Annotated in this window: 19 protein-coding genes; 4 read left to right on the top strand and 15 right to left on the bottom strand. The window is 39.4% G+C overall.

Features of this window, described 5'->3' with window-relative positions; translation table 11 throughout:
• Window positions 1–2 precede the first annotated feature (2 nt).
• Entirely contained in the window at window positions 3–821 is an 819-nt protein-coding gene (locus tag EM808_RS14490) for an ABC transporter permease (RefSeq protein ID WP_127738915.1), read from the bottom strand.
• A gap of 26 nt (window positions 822–847) precedes the next feature.
• On the bottom strand, window positions 848–1606 hold the full coding sequence (locus EM808_RS14485; protein ID WP_127738914.1) for an ABC transporter ATP-binding protein: 759 nt from the start codon (window positions 1604–1606) through the stop codon (window positions 848–850).
• 185 nt (window positions 1607–1791) lie between these two features.
• Between EM808_RS14485 and EM808_RS14480 the strand changes: the two genes are divergently transcribed.
• The gene (locus tag EM808_RS14480) at window positions 1792–2478 is read left to right on the top strand and encodes an NAD-dependent epimerase/dehydratase family protein (protein WP_127738913.1); all 687 of its coding nucleotides are present in this window, start codon (window positions 1792–1794) and stop codon (window positions 2476–2478) included.
• A gap of 21 nt (window positions 2479–2499) precedes the next feature.
• The gene (locus EM808_RS14475) at window positions 2500–3468 is read left to right on the top strand and encodes a bile acid:sodium symporter family protein (RefSeq protein ID WP_127738912.1); all 969 of its coding nucleotides are present in this window, start codon (window positions 2500–2502) and stop codon (window positions 3466–3468) included.
• Window positions 3469–3531: 63 nt separating this feature from the next.
• Here EM808_RS14475 and EM808_RS14470 read toward each other — a convergent pair whose 3' ends face one another.
• The 11 genes from EM808_RS14470 to EM808_RS14420 all read right to left on the bottom strand — a co-directional run bounded on the left by EM808_RS14470 (window position 3532) and on the right by EM808_RS14420 (window position 16316).
• On the bottom strand, window positions 3532–3870 hold the full coding sequence (locus tag EM808_RS14470; RefSeq protein ID WP_127738911.1) for a PTS lactose/cellobiose transporter subunit IIA: 339 nt from the start codon (window positions 3868–3870) through the stop codon (window positions 3532–3534).
• Between the two features lie 17 nt (window positions 3871–3887).
• Window positions 3888–4208, bottom strand: a complete 321-nt coding sequence (locus tag EM808_RS14465; protein WP_127738910.1) for a PTS sugar transporter subunit IIB — start codon at window positions 4206–4208, stop codon at window positions 3888–3890.
• Between the two features lie 17 nt (window positions 4209–4225).
• Window positions 4226–5668: a glycoside hydrolase family 1 protein gene (locus EM808_RS14460; protein WP_127738909.1), complete on the bottom strand. Its 1443-nt coding sequence runs from the start codon at window positions 5666–5668 to the stop codon at window positions 4226–4228.
• Window positions 5668–6717, bottom strand: coding sequence for a mannonate dehydratase (uxuA, locus tag EM808_RS14455; RefSeq protein WP_127738908.1), 1050 nt, complete (start codon window positions 6715–6717; stop codon window positions 5668–5670). The genes EM808_RS14460 and uxuA overlap by 1 nt, the downstream gene beginning before the upstream one ends.
• A 2-nt stretch (window positions 6718–6719) precedes the next feature.
• Complete coding sequence (locus EM808_RS14450) at window positions 6720–8051, bottom strand: PTS sugar transporter subunit IIC (protein WP_127738907.1); 1332 nt, start codon at window positions 8049–8051, stop codon at window positions 6720–6722.
• A 189-nt stretch (window positions 8052–8240) separates the two neighbouring features.
• Window positions 8241–10154, bottom strand: a complete 1914-nt coding sequence (locus tag EM808_RS14445) for a BglG family transcription antiterminator (RefSeq protein ID WP_127738906.1) — start codon at window positions 10152–10154, stop codon at window positions 8241–8243.
• A gap of 158 nt (window positions 10155–10312) precedes the next feature.
• Window positions 10313–10921 (bottom strand): DNA-3-methyladenine glycosylase, encoded by a 609-nt coding sequence (locus EM808_RS14440; RefSeq protein ID WP_205685861.1) that lies wholly within the window; start codon window positions 10919–10921, stop codon window positions 10313–10315.
• 208 nt (window positions 10922–11129) lie between these two features.
• Window positions 11130–11522, bottom strand: a complete 393-nt coding sequence (locus EM808_RS14435) for a hypothetical protein (protein WP_127738904.1) — start codon at window positions 11520–11522, stop codon at window positions 11130–11132.
• A gap of 436 nt (window positions 11523–11958) precedes the next feature.
• Window positions 11959–13329 carry an FAD-dependent oxidoreductase gene (locus EM808_RS14430; RefSeq protein ID WP_127738903.1) on the bottom strand — a complete coding sequence of 457 codons (1371 nt, stop codon included), beginning with the start codon at window positions 13327–13329 and terminating at the stop codon, window positions 11959–11961.
• 282 nt (window positions 13330–13611) lie between these two features.
• Window positions 13612–14628, bottom strand: coding sequence for a PTS transporter subunit IIC (locus EM808_RS14425; RefSeq protein WP_127738902.1), 1017 nt, complete (start codon window positions 14626–14628; stop codon window positions 13612–13614).
• A gap of 482 nt (window positions 14629–15110) precedes the next feature.
• Entirely contained in the window at window positions 15111–16316 is a 1206-nt protein-coding gene (locus tag EM808_RS14420) for an MFS transporter (protein WP_127738901.1), read from the bottom strand.
• A 353-nt stretch (window positions 16317–16669) separates the two neighbouring features.
• Between EM808_RS14420 and EM808_RS14415 the strand changes: the two genes are divergently transcribed.
• The gene (locus tag EM808_RS14415; protein WP_127739127.1) at window positions 16670–18013 is read left to right on the top strand and encodes an MATE family efflux transporter; all 1344 of its coding nucleotides are present in this window, start codon (window positions 16670–16672) and stop codon (window positions 18011–18013) included.
• A gap of 36 nt (window positions 18014–18049) precedes the next feature.
• Here EM808_RS14415 and EM808_RS14410 read toward each other — a convergent pair whose 3' ends face one another.
• Window positions 18050–19381: an MATE family efflux transporter gene (locus EM808_RS14410; RefSeq protein ID WP_127738900.1), complete on the bottom strand. Its 1332-nt coding sequence runs from the start codon at window positions 19379–19381 to the stop codon at window positions 18050–18052.
• A 138-nt stretch (window positions 19382–19519) separates the two neighbouring features.
• On the opposite strand from EM808_RS14410, the gene EM808_RS14405 reads away from it, so the two are divergent.
• Window positions 19520–20458, top strand: a complete 939-nt coding sequence (locus EM808_RS14405; RefSeq protein ID WP_127738899.1) for a Gfo/Idh/MocA family protein — start codon at window positions 19520–19522, stop codon at window positions 20456–20458.
• A gap of 38 nt (window positions 20459–20496) precedes the next feature.
• Here EM808_RS14405 and treP read toward each other — a convergent pair whose 3' ends face one another.
• Window positions 20497–21930 (bottom strand): PTS system trehalose-specific EIIBC component, encoded by a 1434-nt coding sequence (treP, locus tag EM808_RS14400; RefSeq protein ID WP_127738898.1) that lies wholly within the window; start codon window positions 21928–21930, stop codon window positions 20497–20499.
• Window positions 21931–21990: the final 60 nt, after the last annotated feature.

Genomic DNA, 21990 nt, shown 5'->3' with positions numbered 1-21990 from the left:
CATTATGGAGCGCTTCTTCCCTTTAACAGCAGCTTCTCGATCCAAACTGTTGCAAAGTACATAAGAATCGACAGCAAGGACAATACAACAACTCCTACCCAGACAAGATTAATATTCATGATTTGACCGGCGTAAAGAATCATTCTTCCTATCCCTTGCCTAGAGCTGATAAATTCGCCGACAATTGTGCCTGCAAGGGCAAGTGCGATATTTATTTTCAATGAACTAACAATCCACGGCATGCTTGTCGGAATGACTACCTTTGTAAATACATGCCAGCGCTTTGCACCAAGTGAATACATTAGCTTTTCTAAATCCTTATCAACGGCCTTTACGCCGCTGTACGCTGCCAATGCGGTGACAATGACTGTCATCATAAAGGCAAGCACAACCTTTGAACTGAAGCCTATTCCAAACAGAATAACGAGAACTGGTGCCAGTGCCAGCTTTGGAATGGCATTAAATGCAATTAAATAAGGCTCGGAAATCCTTGAGTAATAATAAGACCACCAAAAGGACAAACCAAGCAATGCTCCAATAAATGTCCCAAGTATAAAGCCAAGAACTGTTGATCCGCTCGTATAAAGAAGATCCTCCAGCAAAGTTCCTTCTGTGAATGCTGTATAGGCAGTTTTCCAAATAGTTGAAGGACTGCTCCAATAATAGGAGTCAATAATTTTCCATCTTGCGAATAGTTCCCAAAGCAGTATTAACAGTATTCCAAGTGTCCACTGCCCGTATAGTGTGATGCGCGATCTTCTTTTTGCTGCTGCTTCCTCATCTTCAATATACGGAAGGGGATTTTGATTGAGCTGTGCCAACGTCGATTCCACCTTTCCCCTTATTCTTATTCCTCTGTTTTCAGTTGTTTTAAAACATGCTCTTTTAAGTCAATAAATTCAGGACTTAATAACGTTTGCTCATTTCTTGGCCTTGCTAGGGGAATAGTAACCTTCTCCTTAATAGTTCCAGGTCTCTGAGTTAATATATATATATCATCAGATAGGAAAATCGCTTCATCTATGTCATGTGTAATAAATAAGATGGTTTTCTTGAAATCCACCCATATTTGCAGAAGCCATTCTTGCATCAATAATCTTGTTTGTGCGTCAAGTGCTCCGAATGGTTCATCGAGCAGGATAATGTCTTGGTCATACAGCAATGTTCTGAGCAATGCTGCCCTTTGCCTCATTCCGCCAGATAACTCATCAGGATAATGATTTTCAAAACCGCCCAGTCCGTACCTTTCCAGAAGAGGAGCTGCTTGACTTATCGCTTCCTTTTTAGAAATCCCCTTTATTTCCAGACCTAAAATGACATTATGCATTATAGTCCTCCAAGGAAGCAGTAAATCCTTTTGCAGCATATAACCAACATAACCATTCTTTCCGACAATATCCTTGCCATCAAGGAGAACCTCCCCAGTGGAAGGCTTGATTAAGCCAGCAATAATATTGAACAATGTTGATTTGCCGCAGCCACTCGGACCGATAATGCTGACAAAGCTTCCTTCCTTTATTTGCAGACTAGTATCCTTTAATGCATAGAAATCCTTATTGTCTTTCCTGAATATTTTGCTGCTGTTTTTGATTTCTAATTTATGCACTTCCAACCCTCCAATCCTTAAACCCTTTTACCCATTCCGTTTACCTTAATGTATAATTATTCTAGGTATAACCATTATGTGCGAGATATCAATAGGCATTTGCTTAACATTCACAAGACTGACAAAAGCTGACTGTAATAATTTGCTATACTATATGTAAGAATTAATTAGAGAGGAACATCTAAATGGAAAAAAATGCTTTAATAATTGGAGCTACAGGGCTTGTCGGCAGGGAGCTTGTACAATTACTTGTAGAAGAAAATAAATATAAGCAAATAACAGTCCTCACAAGAAGGAAAAGCTTTGAGCATCCTGCCATTAAGGAAGTAGTTGCCGATTTTAACAATCTTGCTGCATACAAAGAAAGGCTTGAAGCTGATGATGTTTTTTGCTGTATCGGAACAACCATAAAAAAGGCAGGAAGCCAAGCAGAAATGGAAAAGATTGATTTGCATTATCCTGTAGAAATTGCCAGCCTGGCATTTGAGATGGGAGCGAGGCAAATGCTTGTCATCAGTTCGATTGGAGCTAACCGAGACTCGAAAATATTTTACAGCAGTCTGAAAGGAAGGCTTGAGGAAAGCCTCAAGACAATTGGCTATCCATCCTTAGCAATATTTCGTCCTTCCCTACTTCTTGGCAAAAGAGAGGAGTTCAGATTTGGCGAGAAATTAAGCTCCTATCTTCTGCCACCTCTAAGCTTTCTCCTTGTCGGTCCATTGCGGAAGTATCGGGGCATTTCAGCTAAAGCTGTCGCAGCTTCGATGAGCAAGATTGCGGAAATAAACAACGTTGGCGTACATATACTTGAATCAGATGAAATCGAAAGACATGCCCGCATGAAAAGAAGCTCATTTTCATTCACTAAATAACTTTGATAGGAGTCCTGTTACATGCTTCAAAGTATGAATGCTTTTCTTGGAAAATGGATGCCATTGCTTACTCCAGTTAGTGTAGTAGTGGGTGTGCTGCTATCCTCCTTTTTAAATAACTTTTCCTTTCTTGTTCCGTGGGTTTTTGCGGCCATGACATTCACAGGCAGCCTTAACTCAAACTTTAAATCTATGAAGCATACTATATTTCATCCATTATCTTTATTACTGACACTGGCAGTCCTTCATGTTATCACCCCAGTTTGGGCGTATGCGATTGGTCATTTATTCTTTGGTAATGATCCTTATACTATCACTGGGTTAACACTTGCCACTGTTATTCCAACAGGGATTACAAGCGTTATTTGGGTATCCATGTATAAAGGAAATGTCCCCCTTACCTTAGCCATCATTCTGGCGGACACACTTCTTTCCCCTTTTTTAGTTCCATTAAGCATGAGTATTTTTGTAGGAGAGGCAGTTCAGTTAGACGTTTGGGGTATGATGAGGGGGCTGCTTGTCATGATTGTTATTCCTTCCATTGCGGGTATGGCGATCAACCAGTTTTATTCTAAGGAAAAGGCCTTGCACTGGAACAAAACACTTGCACCTTTTTCAAAGCTGGGATTAGCAGCTGTTGTGGCAATCAACAGCTCTGTTGTCGCTCCTTATTTACGGCATATCGATTTGAAATTCATATATGTGGGCTTGACTATGTTCTTCGTAGCATTGTCAGGATACTTTTTTTCATGGTTACTCGGTGTTCTAACAAAACGGCAAAAGGATGAGACCATTGCAATGATCTACACAGGCGGAATGAGAAACATCAGTGCTGGTGCGGTTATGGCAGTCAGCTTCTTCCCGCCCCAGGTAGCTGTTCCTGTAGTTATCGGCATGCTTTTTCAGCAAATCCTCGCGGCACTGTACGGTCAAGCGATTCGACTGATGTACCAAAAGCCAGCACTTATGGAGGTCAAAAAAATCTCTTGAAAAAACACGAGATAATTATTATCTCGTGTTCATAGACAAAGTTACTATTATATGAGGCGGATCTTATTCGGCCTTTTTCCCATTTGTTAAGAAGACGGCACACATTTCCACCATTTCACATGCCATAATTTTTAATGTTTCTGTTGTCAGCATTTGGTCTTCTGCATGCATGAGGATTAAGGAAAATGGCAGAGCTTCACCACTTGCCTCCCTTTGCACAAAGGAGGCGTGAACTTTATGAATCTTATTATAAGAACGTTCACCTGTCTTTATAATCTCCTTCGCCTCATCTATATTCCCTGCCCTTGCCGTACGAATTGCCTCTACATAGCTGCTTCTTGCTTCGCCTGAATATGTTATGATTTGAAAAGCTGCCGCCTGCATTTCCTCTAACAACTCCATTTTGTCCCTCCGACAGCTTATTTTTGATTCAATTTTAATGCATGGTCGAGAATTTTTTCTCCATCTGCTGTTCCATACAGTCTCACATCAATAACATCAACTGGAATACCATATGGCTTTGCTGTATTTACCGCTGCTTGTTTCATGAAACGAACCTGTGGTCCAAGAAGAATGGCAATAATCCCCTTACTTGAGGTTGCAAGCTCATCCTCTATTGCACCCTCCGGAATAGCATAAACGTCTATTTCTTCTCCTCTTGCTTTAATGGCTGCCTTCATTTTGGAAACGACAATGGAGGTGGACATGCCCGCTGCACATGCCAATATTATTTTTCTCATGTTAATCCCGCCCTTCTTTATTTAACGATGTCGTCATCTTCTACCTCTAATGCTCGATTAGCAATAATGGATTTATACCATAAGGCCGACTTTTTCTTCTTCCTGTTTCTGTTGTCCTCTAGATTAATTTCTACAAGTCCGTAACGGTTTTTAAATGCATTCATAGGGGAAACATTATCTGTAAATGCCCACAGCATATACCCTTTACAATTGGAACCTTCCTCCACTGCCTTCAAAAGCCACTTCATATGCTCACTTATAAACTCGATTCTGTAATCATCCTGAATGCGGCCTTCCTCATCCTTATAGCGTGCCTCATTTTCAACACCCATGCCGTTTTCTGCGATAAACCATTCTATATTGCCATATTCCTCTTTCATCCTGATTGCCATATCGTACATTATTTGCGGATATATTTCCCAGCCGCGAAAAGGATTCATTTTCTTGCCGGGCATATCAAACATTTCGTAATAAAAGGAAGGATGGAACGGGGTTCCTTCATTCCATGCGATTGTCCTTGCTTTCACGCGATGCGGGTAATAAAGGTTAATCCCCACATAATCAACCGTATTCTTCTTGATTACTTCTAAGTCCTCTTGTGTATAATCAAAGGCAATGTCATGCTTTACCATCAAGTCAAAAAGCTGCTGTGGGTATTCACCCTTAATGGATGGGTCCAAAAATATCCGGTTAAAAAACAAATCATATATTTGTGCGGCCTGCTGATCATGTGGAGCAGTGGAGCGCGCATATGTCACTTCCGGATTCAAAATAACGCCCATCTTCGCCCCAGTCTTCTCTTTGAGACCCTTCTGCTTAAAAAGCTCCACTACTTTAGCTGTTGCTAATGCTTTATGAAAGTTCCACTGCATCCATTTCTTTGTGTTTTGTTCAAAGGGATAGCGAATAGCATCCAAGTACACCCTTGTTTGCACAACAATCGGTTCATTGAAGGTAAACCAATGCTTAACCTTATGCCCAAAGCGATCAAGCACTTTATCCGCGTATTTTACGAAAAGGTCAACCACATGCTTAGAATTCCAGCCTCCATATTTCTCGAACAAGTATGCTGGCACTTCATAATGCTCCAAGCAAATCATCGGTTCTACACCTTTTTCCAAGAGCTCATCAATTACCTTATCGATATATGCCGCATATTCTTCATCAACTTCCGCTTCTTCATAATCACTCAAAAAGCGGGACCAATTAATCGATGTCCGGTAATGCGTAAGCCCAATATCTGCCATTATTCCGATATCTTCTTTATACCTATTATAAAAGTTAGTAGCTACTCCTGGCCCATACCCGTTATGCCAGACATTCTTGTTATTTTTGTACCATAAATCCAAATAGGAATCCTGTGATTCTTTTTTTCCAGACCAGCCCTCTGTTTGCCAGGCAGAGGCAGCTGCACCAATTATGAAATCATCTGGTATGTTCACTTTTAGCTTGTTCGACATTACTTACCTCCTGATTTTTCAAGCATTTCCCATATGCCTGAAAGATACGTGCTCCCTAGTGCCCTGTCATATAGCCCATATCCTGGTTTTCCAGTTTCTCCCCAGATCATTCTGCCGTGATCTGGTCTTATATAACCTGTAAATCCGTTTTTATAGAGTGCTTGTAAGATAGCAGCCATATCAAGACTTCCATAGCTCGAAATATGTGCTGATTCTTCAAAATCGCCGTTTTCGAGAATCTTTATGTTGCGCAAATGAGCAAAAGGCACTCGATTAAGGCTTATATATTTTGCTGCCAGCTTCACCATATCGTTATCACTAGTGCAGCCTAACGATCCTGAGCATAAGGTGATTCCGTTTGCCTCACTGTCATATAAGTTTAAAAACCGATCAAGATTTGCCTCGTTTGTAATAATGCGAGGGAGGCCAAAGATACTCCAAGGCGGATCATCTGGGTGAATGGCCATCTTTATGCCATGCTCCTCTGCCGCTGGGATAACTCTATTTAAGAAATATTCCAGGTTGCTCCAAAGACCAGCTTCTCCCAGCTCCTTGTATTTGCTGATTAATGCTTGGAGCTCTTCTCTTGTGTAGGACGCATCCCAGCCTGGCAATGACAAGTCGCTGTAAACTGGATCCATCTTTTTTAGCTGTTCCTTGTAATAAACTAATGCTGTAGAACCATCCTCTAGCTGCTTATCAAGCTGTGTTCTCGTCCAGTCGAATACAGGCATGAAGTTATAGCAAATAACTTCAATGCCGATTTTTGAAAGTCTTGCAATAGTATCTATATAGTTATCAATATACGTATCTCTATTTGGAAGACCTAATTTAATATCTTCATGAACAGGCACGCTTTCAACTACCTTAAACTCCAATCCTGCTGCTGTTATATCTCGATACAGCTCCTGAATGCTTTCCTCTGGCCATGCTTCTCCTGGCGGAACATCATAAACGGCACTGACAATGTTTTTCATATTAGGAATTTGCCGAATATACTCAAGAGGGATGCTGTCTTGCCTCCCATACCATCTAAAAGACATCTTCATGCTTATATCACCTTCCTTGTATTTTCACCTTCTTCTCCTGTTTGCTGTGTCACTTTATTAGCCATTAAAACAAACGGTAAATAGATGAACACAGATGCAGCGATACAAATCAACTGTGTAACGACTGCTCCCATGCTGCCAGCCGTTGACAGCCAAGCATTGATAATTGGTGGTGTCGTCCATGGAACCATCACGACTGCCTTACCAGCGAAGCCAGTTGCGGTGGCAATATATCCAATAGTCCCAGTTATTAGCGGTGTGATGACAAACGGTATTGCCATAATTGGATTAAGCATGACTGGAAGCCCAAAAATAACGGGTTCATTGATATTGAAAATCCCTGGACCGAAAGATAACTTAGCAATACTTCTCATTTCCTCTCGTTTCGAAACAATAAAGATCGCAATCAGCAAACCAATCGTCACTCCAGATCCGCCAATGCTCATATATACATCCCAAAACGGCATTGTAATAATGTTCGGAATCTCTTTTCCTTCTTGGAAGGCTGTCATATTGACCGTTATGGAAGCTAGCAAAAGCGGTTCTCTGATTGGTTTAATCATTTGGTTTCCATGTATTCCTATCACCCAAAAGAATTGAGCAACAAACATAAGAATCAATATACCTGGAAGTCCTTGCATAACACTTTCAAGCGGCTTTTGCACAACATTGTAGATTGCTTCATAAAGATATATGCCAGTAACTTTATAGAATATGAAGCCAAATGTTGCGACAATCGTTACAGTCAAGATAGATGGAATTAATGCTGAAAAGGAGGTTGCTACATTATAAGGAACACTGTCAGGCATCTTAATCTTTAATTTCTCTACATTCGCCAGCTTGCTGTATATTTCCACAGAAACAATGGCAATGATCATCCCGAGAAATAAACTTTTAGGATCAGAGAATTGTCTTGCCAAAACATCTGTCACAAGCTGATTTTCTTCGTTAACAAGCAATTCTATCGTTGTCGGCACAACAGAGATATACGACATAATAGCGAGTATCCCTGGAAAGAGCGATTTGTGACCATTTATGCGACCAAGCTCGATCCCTATTAAAAAAACAGCTCCGATTGTCAGGAAATTCAATGTAGCATATTGAATGGCCGTCATAATTGGCTTGTATTCAGCCAGGAAGGCAAACATTTCAAAATGCGCTAAGCCACTTTCTGTACCTAAAATCATATTTGCCACAAGTACAGCAAAGGCTCCTGTAATAATGACAGGCATTAAGGTAACAAATGCTTTCTTGATTGCCATGATATATTTCTGATTGGTAATCTTATAGGCGACATTGCCTAAAACATCTGCTGCATTTTCTTTAAAGCTCATCATAAAACCTCCATTTCATTTAAGAAGAATTTTTTTATAACATCCTTGTAGCTAGAAAATATGATTACGATTGCTCTTGGTTATCAGTTTATATAAAAAGCGCTTTCATTTACATACACACTTTTTCCAACTTTACATGGAAATAAGTGTCTCGAGATAAAAAAAAGAGGACAGCATGCGCCGTCCGTTCTACTCCTCTAAAGGAAGCAAAATACTAACAAATTCTTCATAGGAATTAACTTTTACAAGCCTTTCGACAAGAGCCGCATTCCCTGAGATTTTCACTAAAAGCTGATACATCCTTTGCAAATCCTTTTTATATTCCTTTTGCACACTTAAAAGACAAATAAACTGTACGCGGCTGTCTCCCCATTGAATTGGCTTTTTTAATGTGCAAACAGCCCATAATGTATTTTTCGTTACAGGTCTTATTGGATGTGGAATAGCTACCATTGTTCCATAGCTTGTCGGCGCTATCCTCTCTCTTTCCTCCACAAGCTCCTGGAAATCAGCAGGAATATCCTCCAGCCTTTCCAGATTACTGCAAAGAAAATGGAGCACCTCCTCCTTTGACTTTAAATCCTGTTGGAAAAAGGTAAGATCTTGTCTAATATACTTGATGACACTTCCAATATTCTCAATCACCAGGTTTTCTAGCTTCTCAATATCCTCATCTCTTAAGATCGTGTTCACATCGATGATTGGTACAGTTAATTTTCTCTTTATCGGGATTGTGGTAATAATAAAATCGAGTGACCCTAAATCATATTTATGTAAATCAAACACATTAGCAGTACCTACTATCTGCAGCCGACTCCCAAATGTGGCGTGAAGTCTATGGTACAGCAATTGTGCGCTTGCAACTCCTGTAGCGCAGACAATCAGACAGCGCTTCGCCCTTCCCTTTGACTTTTTCCGTTCCATTGCCGCACCTACATGCAATGCCATATAACCAATCTCTTCTTGGTTTATTGCCATTCCTGTTTCCAGCTTCAGCGTTTTTCCCATTAAAATTGCCGCGTCAAATGCTACAGGATAGTTTTTCATAATTTCCTTCAATAGTGGATTACGAATACTCAAGCCATATTTATACCGGTTAATGGCCGGCTTTAAATGCAGGCACAAACCATAAATAAGTTCCTCATCATCTGATATGCCAAGCTGCATAATATTTTCTGTCTCATTTAATAGTTTTTTGGAAAGCTCGAGAATATCTCTTTCAATCATATCAAGGATATTAATCTCAGCAGTCGGCTGGTAGGAGATAATTTTCGAGCCTAGTAAATGAATCGCAATATAAGCAATCTCTTCCTCAGGAAATACCGTCCCTAACGCTTTCTGCAAATCAAGCACAATTGCTTTAGCAACTTTATATTCCTTTTCTGCCCTTATTGCTTCAAGCTCTTTTTTTGGCATTGAAACATAATTATCATGAAAAATACGTTTACACGCTATGGCAATGTGTGTGATTAAATTAGATTTGCCTATATCAGAGAGCAAAATTGCTGCCTCTTTTGTTCTTTCCGTTAAAATATCGCCTATTATTTCTAATTCTTGTGAAGGTAATGCCTGATAAGACTGACGTTCAGAATGAAAAACAAACTCAGCCATACAAATGCGCATTTTTGCTTCAGGACCAATTATTTTCAGCCCATAATTTGGCCGTTTATCCAAATCCAAGCTGAAGCGCCTCAAGACTTTCTTTACTTCCCTCAATCCATTTTTAACTGACGTTTCGCTTATATACAGCTCCTTTACTAGCTGCTCTACCTTGATATACTCATCTGACAAGAGCAAACGTCTCAGCATATAATCCATTCTTTCCGCTGGATCTGCTGGAACTGCGTAATCCTCGTTTCTGACTATTGCCTCCTGTAAAAAAGGACGGAAATATTTATAATCTTCAATTATCAACTCATAGCCTTGCCCTCTTTTTAAAACAATGTTAGCACCATTTTCTTGAAGTTTATCTGCAAGCATTTTTACATCACTTCTTATTGTCCTTGATGTGACCTGCAAAACAGACGCCAGATCTGCTCCTGTCAGTGCTTCTTCTTCCTGCATCAATAAATGCAGCAGTTTTTGTTGACGTAATGAAAGCATTCCGATTACACCCTTTCATCAACTACATCTTCTTTTTCTATAAGCTAAATGTTCAATTAGTATTTTCCTATTAACATCATAGCTGAAGAAGAAGACTAGTGAAAGCGCTATCTGAGTAACTTTTTCATTTTTTCTTTTTTAGAAAATGTGTACTTTCATTAAGACCAGCAATCCGCTAGTGCTTTATAATCTCTTTTTCTCATCCCAGAAACATAGGGATTTCCTTCTACAAAGAATCGCAATGGTTTTAACGTCCAGTCTCCTTTATTGGGAATGCCGACTCTGGCAGAAGCCACAATGCTAGCAGGTACCTTTCCGAGCGCTTCATCAATGGTAAGTGCAGAGGCATCTATTTTCCTCCCATTCAATTCCTTTGTTATTGCCATTGCCTTCGTTAATTTACCAGGTCCATTACAAACAGCAACTCCCGTGGTACCCCTGTTTTTTACCATTCTGTCTAATCCACAGGCAGGCTCAATTGCCCGAATAAGAACTGCTTGTGGATCATTTTGCTTCTTTGTCACAATATTAAGCATTGCATGCGTATGCATCGTATAAATATAAATAGTTCCTCCCGTTTGATACATGGACTCAACCTTTGGCGTTCGCTTCCCCTCATATGTATGGCAAGCCATATCCTCTATGCCAATATAGGCCTCTGTCTCAACAATATAGCCTGAATAAACTCCATCAGGTGTTTCATGGATTAATAATTTTCCTAAGAGCTCCTTCGCAATAACCTCTGTCTTATTATGAACATAATCAATCATAGTGACCTCCACTCTTTTCATTCCTAGTTTCTTTATTATATTTTTTCTATTAAGAAAAAGAAAAGGATGGATAGTACTATACAAAAAAAAAGCTGAAACATATCAGCAGCATTTCATTTATTTTAAAATACTAAAGTCCAAAGGGTTTGCCGTTTAATAAATTTTGCTAGTAATTAAAGAAGCAATACAGTATACAAGGTAAACTCTACTGCCTTTTCCATTTCCCCTTCAAAACAGTGTTTAAATCCTTTGGAATAACAACATAAATAAACGTTGGTCTCTTCGTACTATTAACATCTGCGAATTTATATTGTTCAATCATGCCAAGCATTAACAGCCTGTTGAAATGATTATAAACGGTGCTGATGCTTAGCCTTAAATCGTCCGCCACTTGTTTTCTTCCTTTTACATAAATACCTATTGGCGAAACAGATTGATCTAATAAATAATCTAATACTCTCAGAAGGTTATAACTCAAGTCTGGCCGCAACGATTTAGTTAAAATAAACTTTTTATATTTACTCACCGATTTTCTTAATTGCTCTTTCGTCTGGTAATATGTCAACCTTTTAAAATCCTCTTCGATAATAAGCTTCAACCTTTTCCTCCCTTTGAAGAAATATTCTTAAATACCTTTGTTCCCACTAACAAAACCACCTTAACAATTTATATAGTAAATATAAATACTCCACACAGTATGTTGCGAATATTGTCAAAATCAGTAGGACTTTCACTCTAAATAGTTCATTTTAGTCCAAAAAGACCGCTTCTCATATTGTTAAATATCTTATAAAATTAACTGCATATCTACTATTGGTAGCATATGATTCTTCCTAAAAATAGTATCAATTACGTTCTTTACAACTATTAAAATTCGAAAGTGTTAATGTAATACATCACTATCAGGTCTGCTATTGAATGGACAATAATGCTTAAGTGTCAGCTAAAAAAGTGGGTAAATCTTTCACAATACGAAAAGACCGCCAACAAACTAATGTAGTTTATGGCGGCCTTCTAATTAAACTAATCTATTCTTAAACACCTGTTGGTTCTTTTACCTTTTCAGCTTGTTTTGCTACTGCTGCCAAACCTGCTTGGTTCAATGTGTTCCATGGTTTATTGAAATGCGGTTGGAAGAAGAAGTCAACAAATGCTAGCTCGTCAATTGTCATTTTTGTTTGAATGCAGACAGATAATGTGTTCATCATTTGTGTCATATCTGCTTTTGAAATAATCTGCGCTCCTAATATTTCTCTTGTTTCCTGATGGTAAAGCACTTTTAAGCGCACCTCTTCAAATGTCGGCATGAATTCTGGACGGTCGTTTTCAATGATTGTTGCTGCTTCATAAGGAATATTATTAGCTTTAGCAGTCAATTCTGTAAGACCTGTAGATGCCATACTTAATCCAAATAGATGCAAGCCAGAAGTTCCTTGTGTACCCATATACTTCACGTTTTGACCAGCGATATTATATCCTACCAATGTACCCATGCGCACTGCGTTCGTTGCAAGTGGAATATAGACTTTATCACCTGTTGGATTATAGTTGACCGCACAGCTGTCTCCTGCTGCATATATATCTGGATCGCTAGTTTGCATATATTCATTAATTTTAATTGCTCCATTTGGCAATAGGTCCACTTTGTCTTTAAGCAAGCCAGTATTTGGTCTGAATCCTACACAAAGAATAACTAGGTCTGTCTCATATTCACCTTTAGTTGTAATAACCTTTGTTACATTCCCTGCTTCATTTCCCTCGAACTTCGTTACAGTTTGCTGCAATGCCAGCTCAATATCTTTTCCTTTAAGCTCTTCTTCAATAATATCTGTAAATTCTTTATCTAAATACTTGTTCAGAATGCGGTCTTCACTATCAATAAGCGTTACCTTTTTACCGTTTTGCTCAAAGGCTTCTACTAATTCAACACCGATATAGCCTGCACCAATTACAGTAACATGGTTAACGTCCTTTGTTTTTGCAATTATATCATTTGCTTGATTATAGTTTTTAGATAAAAGAATGTTTCCAAGTCTTATTCCTTCAATTGGCGGAATGATTGGCCAAGAACCAGTTGTCATTACTAACTTATCATAGAAATCAGAACGAGTTTCCCCACTGTTCAAATCCTTCACAAGCACTTTTTTGTTTTCTGTATCAATTTCCAATACTTCATGCTCCATATGCATTGTTGCGCCTAATGATTTAAGCTCATCTGGTGAAGAGTAGAACAATTGACTAGCATCCTTCGCAACTCCACCTACATATAACGCGATTCCGCAAGATAAGAAGGATACATTATTATTTTTTTCATATACAGTGATATCTATATTATTATTTACATTTGCTAACGTTTTAACAGCAGCTGTTCCTGCGTGTGTACATCCAATTACAATTACTTTCATGGTTTAGAAGCTCCTTTGTAAAAGAATTTTTGTATTTATTGTGAACTAATTCACATATTAAGTAAAAAAAATCACAAATTATGTGATGTCATTCACAATTTGTTCATACCTTTATTATACATACTATTTTTTCGTATGCAAGCCTTTTGTGATTTATTTCACATGTTTTTTTTACAGGTTTATCTTTTCCTTATTAAATACTTTCATCCATCTTATTTTTTTAGACTTTTTTGCGAAAGAAAAAGAGCCTTCGTTAAGTCGAAGGCTCTTTTCTTCTATATATTATTGAACTTTCATTGCTAGGTCTCCTGTTTTTGCCCAGCCGACTCTTAGAATGACATAGTATAAAGGCAATGTGATGGCGATTGGAAGGACTACACCTAATGCCATATATGTTAAGAAACCAGTTGCTCCTTGTGTTGCCAAAATGCTGATTGGAGCAATCAAGGAGTTTAATCCAAGACCAGCTAATTCATATGTTGCTGTGAAGCCAAAGCCTAATGTTGCAATTGGTGCACAAATGACTGCTGCAACAAATGGAGGGATGATTAACAATGGGTTTTTCACCAGGTTTGGGAACTGTACCTTTGGCGTGATGATGGATTGCGCCAAGAAGCCGCCCATGTCGTTCTGACGAAGTGACATTGCTGTAAAACCAACAAACTGCACTGTACAGCCAATTAATGCTGCTGCACTTGAAACAGGATCCATCTGCAAGGCAATTGCTAATGCTGCAGAGGAGGCAGGTGTCATTAACAAAATGCTCCAAACCAATGAAATTACCATTGATGCTACTAACGGTGAACCTTGAACAGAAGAAGTAATTTCAGCGCTGATCCATTCTAATAACGGTGTTGTAACATAAGCCAAACCTACACCTGCAAATCCGCCGACTAGAATTGCCCCTGCCGGAATAGCAATCATATCCAATATTGTTTTGCCGACAATCTTTTTACCAACGATTGTTGCAATTACAGCAGCTAGTACAGCACTTATCGGTTGTCCCGTAACAAGAACCATGCCTGATTCTGTTAAATGCATGGCATTTCCACCAATTGTACTACAAACCATTGCACTGAAAATCACTAATGTATTACCACCAAGCTGATAAGCAATTCCAGCACCGAAAGCAGGTGCCAACAGGACTTTTGCTACAGAGCCAATGTGGGTAAGAGTGTCCCACCCTAACGCTTTTCCGATTGATTCTAGCAGCAAGCCTAACCCTAACGTAACCAATACTGCGTTCGACATTCCTGCTGATGCTTTATATAAACCATCCATAAAAGTTTTTTTATTCATTTCTCTCTTCTCCCTTGTCTTATTTATCTCCAATAAAAAAGCCTGTCCGCTATTCGGAAAGGCACCAATCGTACACATCACGTTTAGCGCCGTTGTTTGAAACAACAAAAACTGGACTAAACGATTCCCTATTATTGTAATGGGGGGTTCATTTAATCCTACGTGCTGAGTATGAGAATAATAATGAGTGATGTAGTGAAAATTGTATTTGCTTTTGCTTTCATGATATTCTCCTCCTAAAACAAGTTATTGTGAAGCAATAATATCACCAATATTCTGAAAATGTAAATAATTTTTTTATTTCTGAATATAGTAAAGCGTTCTCATTTTTAACCAATTCGGAAGAATTTCTCCTCATTTTTTGCTATATTGTCATTTTTACTGGTATTTTTTTAGCTTTACGCAGGAATATATAGTTATTTTTTTCACATTTGCAGTTTTTTAGAAATTAAAAAAAGAATAGGGAAAAAACCCTATTCCGATTATGCGATGTCCGTATTTTTTGTTTCTCTTCCGAAGAAGAAAACTGTTGCTGCTCCTATAAGAACCGCGATACAAAAAATAGTGAATATGCCTGAAATTGCTATATTCTGGGCTACTAGATATGGGACAAGCAATGGACCAAGCACTCCTCCAATTCTCCCAAAGGATGCTGCCATGCCTGCTCCTGTACCTCGGACATTTGTTTTATACTGCTCAGGAGTATATGCATATAACGCTCCCCAAGCACCTAAATTAAAGAAGGATAACAATATTCCTGAGGTCATAAGCAACGCTGTGCTTTCTGCTGTGCCAAACATATAGGCACTTATTGCTGTGCCAATCAAAAACACAACAAGTACAAATTTACGACCAGCCTTTTCAATTAAGTATGCTGCTAGTGCATAACCAGGTAGCTGTGCCAATGTCATGATCAACACATATTCAAAGCTCTTTATTAAGCTGAAGCCTTTTATAACCATCACACTTGGCAGCCATAAGAACATACCATAATAGGAGAATACGACACAAAACCACAGCACCCAAAGCATTGCAGTGTTTTTCGCATTATCCTTTGACCAGACAGTTTTAATGCTTTCCCAAGCTGTCAGTCTTTTCTTTTTCTCTACCTCTAAGTACTTTGGTGAGTCTGGAAGATTCCATCTTAAATATAAGGCATAGATTGCTGGAAGGACGCTGATTAACAAAGCAATTCTCCAGCCATTATCAAAGTTCGGTATGATGAAATAGGAAATAACTGCTGCAAGAAGCCAGCCAAATGCCCAGAAGCTTTCCAGTAAAACAACTACTCTTCCCCGCTTCTCGTTAGGCACACTTTCAGAGACAAGTGTTGATGCCACTGGGAGCTCTCCTCCCAACCCCATGCCAATCAAAAAGCGCAGGACAAGGAAAAGCCAGAGAGATGTTGTGAATGCAGATAATCCACTGCCGATTGAGAATAGTAATAATGTAATAATAAAAACATTTTTTCTTCCTACTCTGTCTGCCATGATGCCAAACAAGAACGCACCAACAGCCATCCCAATAGAGTTTATACTGCCAATCCAGCCCATCTCTTTTACTGATAAGCCCCAATCTGCTTGGAGTGCAGCAATGATAAAGGAAAGCATTCCGACATCCATTGCGTCAAACAGCCAGCCTAGTCCTGCTATTCCAAGCAGCTTTTTATTTGATACTTCTTTTTTCATACTAGCCTCCTAGTTCTTTTCTATAGTTTCTCCGTCTAAAAGTAATTTATGATAACACTCTACTATATTAACATGTGTCATGACAGTAATCATTACATTTTTACAAAGTGCGTAATTTTTCTTTATCATTTATCAGAATATTTCCTTAAAAGACCTGAAAACTCGAATGAAAACGCTCTATTTCTTCAATAAGAACAAACCTATTACTCTATGCAAAACAGTGTAAAATTTTCCAAAAAAAAATGATGTTTTCCTCTTTACTTTCTTATAAATAAGCATAAAATGGTTCTTATATTTGCCAATAATCTTTAAAAGTAAAGGGGATATAAAGTTTGAACGTTACAGCAAAAAAAATGCATGAACAGACTCTTTTTAACATTTCTTGGCCTCTGTTTATAGAACTTGCATTGCATATGGGTATGGGTGTTATTGCCACACTTATGCTTAGCCATTATTCAGATAATGCGGCATCCGGAGTCGGTGTGGCTAACCAGCTGCTAGGGATATTTATTCTCGTTTTCAACGTCACTTCCATTGCAGCCATGATATTAATCGGGCAAAGACTAGGAGCTAATGAGCTTAGCCAGGCAAGACAATTTGCAAGATCTGCTGTCGGCCTTAATGTCTGGTTCGGAGTGATTGTTGCCATCCTCGTTTTAGTCTTCGGTGAGCCTTTGTTACGATTATTTGATATACAAGGAGAAGTTTTAAATTACGGGCTTATATTTATCCGCATATGTGGTGCTTCCCTCTTCTTAGAATCTCTTTCACTTGCACTTAGCGCTATCTTACGCAGCCACGGTTTTACGAAAGAATCAATGATTGTCAGTATTATGATGAATATTATCAGTGTCATTGGTTATGCTTTAAGCATTTTTGGGTTATTCGGTATGCCGATTACAGGAGTAATTGGGGTTTCTTGGACAATTGTAATTGCGCGGGCATTTGCCGTTTTTGTTTTGCTTTACTTAGTTTACAAAAGAATTGCGCTGACATTTAAAGTTCAGGACATCATTAAAATCAACAAGCAGGATATTAGGGATATGCTCTATATTGGGATTCCATCAGCTGGAGAAAATCTTTCCTACCAATTTTCCCAATTAATCATCACTGCAATTGTTGCGTCATTAGGAGATGCTTCCTTAGCAGCGAGAGTATATATTTCTAATATCTCCATGATTTGTTATTTATTCACTGTTGCTATTGCAGAAGGGACACAGCTCCTTGTTGCAAGATATATCGGCGGAAAGCAGTACGACCGTGCACTCAAGCGCGGCATAAAAACATTACGAATTGCCATGGTTGCATCTTTAACAGCTGCTGTCGTAATGGCACTTATTGGCTCACCAATACTAGAGCTGTTTACAGATAACTACCAAATCCTTGCAGTCGGTGTGCCAATTCTGTGGGCGGTTGTATTTACAGAGCCTGGAAGAGCAATGAACATTGTTTTGATGAGTTCTTTAAAATCTGCTGGAGATGTGCGCTTCCCAGTTATTATTGGAATCATCTCCATGTGGGGCATTGCCGTTACACTAAGCTACACTCTCGGTATAACATTCGGCTTAGGCTTGCTTGGTGTTTGGCTGGCCCAAGGTATTGACGAATGGTTCAGAGGTATTTTCGCCTGCAAGCGCTGGCTGTCAAAGCCGTGGGAGCGGGTACGTGTAAAAAACACAGCCAAAAGTCATATTTAAAAAAAGGACCACCGCATCTATTATGCGGTGGTCTCTTTATGCTGAAGTATGTTTGTTCATGAATGGCAGCCTTTTCTCCAATGCTGGCATATAGCGCACTAGCAGGATGGAGCGAAACAGGCTGAAAACAATGAAGGAAAGCCATAATCCATGGTTGCCCCAATAGTGGGTTGCGGGAAAAAGGATTGCTAAGAAAACCGCAACAGACACTAGCATGCTGTTCCTCACAAGCCCTGCCTCCGCGGCACCTGCAAAAATCCCATAAAACACTAACCCTATGCTTGAAGCAAGTGGAAACAATATAAGCCAGCCTTCATACTGCTTCGTGATGAGAACTACCTCCTCTACGACTGTGAACAATGGAATCACTGCATCCTTGCAAAGGAAAAACGCAAGACTGATTGCAGCAGAAAAGGTAAAGGACCAAAAATATGATTTCTTAACAGTTGCTTCATAAAGCTGACCATTCCTTTGCCCAACTGCTTTTCCTGTCAAAATACTTGCTGCATTTGCAAGCCCATCATAAAAATATGCCATGATGTAATGTATTTGAATGAGTATGGCATTTGCTGCCAGAACCTCTTCCCCATATACCGCTCCTTTTGCTGTAAAGGTATTGAATACAGCCAACAGACAAATGGTACGGATAAACAAATCCCTGTTCACTATCATCATCCTTTTTAAAGGTTCCTTATCATATAGATTTCTGAACAGTTCCTTTGTGCTCATGCTTACCTTCAGCTTACCGCTTCGCACAAGCAGGATAATTCCAAACACAAACGCAAAAATCTCTGCACATAACACAGCAATCGCAACACCTGCTACTCCTAAGTGAAATACAAGGACGAGCACAACTGCCAGCACAATATTAAGAATATTCATCAGTACTTGGATCAGCACCGTAGCCTTGATTTGTTCCATTCCTAACAGCCAGCCTAAAACAGCATAATTCATCAATGCAAAGGGCGCTGCCCATATCCGAATATGAAAGTATACGGAGCTAACCTCTTTCACATTTCCCTGCACACCTAAAAATGAAATGGACAGATTAAAAATCACCTCTTGAAAAAGTAAAATTACAAGTCCGATAATAAGACCAATACAGACAGGACGCAAAAAGGCCATCGAGCCTTGCATCTCATCGTCTGCTCCCAATGCTTGGGAGGCAAACCCTGATGTGCTAACCCTCAAGAAACCGAACAGCCAATAAATACTGTTAAAAATGACTGTTCCAACAGCAACTCCGCCAATATAGGCCGGGTCTGGCAGCTGACCAACAACTGCTGTATCAACAGCACCAAGCAGCGGGACAGTAATCGTTGCAAAAATTAACGGCAATGCCAATGATAAAAAATAACGATGTGTCACCCCACTACTCCTTTCCATCCTGTTTTTCCAATAATTATAGCACTCTCATTTTTTTCTATCGAAATATTTTTCACAACCAAGACAGAATAGTCTAAAAACTGGTAAACTATTGATAGTTTACATATAGGAGAGATGTTTATGTTAAAAGTAGCAATTATCGGGTTAGGAGCAATTGGTCAGCGGCTTATTAAAAACTTTACAGAGCATCCAGAAATGGAGATTGTAGCTGTTTGTGATCCTTTAGAGGAACTGCTTAACGATACAGTCCAAGCACTTGGAGGTATCCAAGGCTTTGCAGATTATAAAGAGCTGCTTGAAAAAGCAGAAATAGATTTAGTTTATGTCGCAGTTCCCCCTAAGTTCCACTTTCAGATAGTTTCAGATTGTATCGCAAAACAAAAGCATGTTTTATGTGAAAAACCTTTAGCGAATTCATTGGAGGAAGCGGAAAGCCTTTATAAGCAGGCAAAGGAAAAGGGCGTCATTCATGCAATGAATTTCCCTCTCAACTACAGCGTGGGCAATGCTACCTTTGCTTCGTATATAAAAAAGGGCTATATAGGCAATTTACGCAGACTGGAGCTGAAAATGCATTTTCCGCAATGGCCGCGGGCATGGCAGCAAAACGATTGGGTTGGGCGCAGAGAGCAAGGCGGATTTGTACTGGAGGTTGGTGTGCACTGGATTCAGCAAATTCAAAAGATATTTGGTCCTGTACAATTAGTCCATCGCAATATTAGCTTCCCGGAAGATGCTAGCCTATCTGAAAATGGCATACTGGCAGTTTTAGAGCTAGCGGATGGCACACCATTATTTATTGATGGAATCAGCCAAATAGCAGGAAAAGAGGAAGTAACATTCACTGCTTACGGCACAGAAGGGACACTTGCACTGCATAACTGGTCTGATCTTTATGGAGGAAAGCTTGACAATGACCTCGAAAAGCTAGAAGAAAACACACCTGTTTCTTCATTAATTGATGAATTGGCAAAAGCTCTCCAGAACAAGGATGCAGATTTACCAGATTTTTATGATGGGTATCAAGCTCAAGTTGTACTCGAAGGTTTAAGAAATTAGAACAGGAAAAAAGCAGCTGAAGATCAGCTGCTTTTCCTTTATGCTCTTGATTTTTTCAAAGAGATTTTGCCCATGTTTGCTTTAGCAAAAATGATAGTTAATACAAACGGAATAACGATTGCGACAACCATTGCGATTGCAAAGGCAACCATATGCTGTGGCTGGATAGACAGAATTCCTGGAAGTCCTCCGACTCCAATTGAGTTTGCCATAACATGTGAACCAACCGAAATCACACCTGCTACCATGGAACCGATCATTGCTGCCAAGAATGGGTAGCCATATTTCAGGTTTATACCAAACATTGCCGGTTCTGTAACTCCTAAATAACAGGAGATTGTTGCTGGAATGGAAACTTGTTTTTCTCTTTCATCCTTGCGATTAATGTAGATCATTGCCAATACAGCAGAACCTTGTGCGATATTAGATAGCGCAATCATTGGCCATAGGTTTGTGCCATTAAATTCGCTCATAAGCTGCAGGTCGATTGCATTTGTCATATGATGCAAGCCTGTAATAACAAGCGGTGCATAAGCAAAGCCAAATACTGCTGCGAACAGCCAACCTAGTGAAGAAGTCAAACCAGAATATACAATATCAGAGATAAATGAACCGATTTGCCAGCCAATAGGACCCAACACAGTGTGGGCAATAAGAACTGTCGGCACTAATGCTAGGAATGGCACAACAATCATGCTGATAGCATTAGGGATGATTTTGCGCAAACGCAGCTCCAAGAAGGAGAACAGCAGTCCTGCAAATATTGCCGGAAGCACTTGTGCTTGATAACCAATCTTGTCAACATGAGCAAAGCCAAAATCCCAAAATGGAATTTCTTGTGTGCTCGCCACAGCGTAAGCATTAAGCAGCTGTGGTGAAACAAGTGTAATACCTAGGACAATTCCCAATATTTGCGTTGCACCCATTTTCCGAGTAACCGCCCAGGTTATACCAACTGGGAGGAAGTGAAATATCGCTTCACCAATTAACCAAAGAAAATCGTTTGTTCCTGCCCAAAATTGGGAAACTTCCACCAATGATTTTGTACCGTCCTCAACCATTTTGATTTCACCGATGATGTTTCGGAAACCTAAAATCAGACCGCCAACAACGATAGCTGGAATTAATGGTGTAAAGATGTCTGCCAAGTGAGCAATCATTCTTTGCAGGAAGTTCATGTTTTGCTTTGCTGCTTGCTTTGCATCATCCTTCGATGTATCGTTTACACCTGCAATGCTAATAAAATCATTGTAAAAGGAAGATACTTCATTTCCGATAATAACCTGAAACTGACCAGCTTGTGTAAATGTCCCTTTAACAAGGCCGATTTCCTCTACCTTTTTAATATCCGCCTTTGATGGCTCTTTCAATACGAATCTCATTCTTGTTGCACAATGAGTAACAACAGAAATGTTATCGCTTCCACCAACATGCTCAAGAAGCTGTTTTGCTGGTTCTGTATACTTGCTCATAGTTCATCCTCCCTTTTTTTCCGTAAACAAAAGCTGTTCTATCTATTCTAATATGATTGC

The sequence above is a fragment of the Niallia taxi genome (assembly GCF_004005475.1).
GTDB lineage: Bacteria > Bacillota > Bacilli > Bacillales > Cytobacillaceae > Niallia > Niallia taxi.
This window is presented reverse-complemented; position numbering and strand designations above follow the sequence as displayed.

Coding starts and splice junctions, on each gene's coding strand:
- EM808_RS14475 (WP_127738912.1), top strand. CDS start 2,500: ATGCTTCAAAGTATGAATGCTTTTCTTGGAAAATGGATGCCATTGCTT.
- treP (WP_127738898.1), bottom strand. CDS start 21,930: ATGAGCAAGTATACAGAACCAGCAAAACAGCTTCTTGAGCATGTTGGT.
- EM808_RS14405 (WP_127738899.1), top strand. CDS start 19,520: ATGTTAAAAGTAGCAATTATCGGGTTAGGAGCAATTGGTCAGCGGCTT.
- uxuA (WP_127738908.1), bottom strand. CDS start 6,717: ATGAAGATGTCTTTTAGATGGTATGGGAGGCAAGACAGCATCCCTCTT.
- EM808_RS14425 (WP_127738902.1), bottom strand. CDS start 14,628: ATGAATAAAAAAACTTTTATGGATGGTTTATATAAAGCATCAGCAGGA.
- EM808_RS14480 (WP_127738913.1), top strand. CDS start 1,792: ATGGAAAAAAATGCTTTAATAATTGGAGCTACAGGGCTTGTCGGCAGG.
- EM808_RS14450 (WP_127738907.1), bottom strand. CDS start 8,051: ATGAGCTTTAAAGAAAATGCAGCAGATGTTTTAGGCAATGTCGCCTAT.
- EM808_RS14415 (WP_127739127.1), top strand. CDS start 16,670: ATGCATGAACAGACTCTTTTTAACATTTCTTGGCCTCTGTTTATAGAA.
- EM808_RS14420 (WP_127738901.1), bottom strand. CDS start 16,316: ATGAAAAAAGAAGTATCAAATAAAAAGCTGCTTGGAATAGCAGGACTA.
- EM808_RS14460 (WP_127738909.1), bottom strand. CDS start 5,668: ATGTCGAACAAGCTAAAAGTGAACATACCAGATGATTTCATAATTGGT.
- EM808_RS14465 (WP_127738910.1), bottom strand. CDS start 4,208: ATGAGAAAAATAATATTGGCATGTGCAGCGGGCATGTCCACCTCCATT.
- EM808_RS14430 (WP_127738903.1), bottom strand. CDS start 13,329: ATGAAAGTAATTGTAATTGGATGTACACACGCAGGAACAGCTGCTGTT.
- EM808_RS14445 (WP_127738906.1), bottom strand. CDS start 10,154: ATGCTTTCATTACGTCAACAAAAACTGCTGCATTTATTGATGCAGGAA.
- EM808_RS14470 (WP_127738911.1), bottom strand. CDS start 3,870: ATGGAGTTGTTAGAGGAAATGCAGGCGGCAGCTTTTCAAATCATAACA.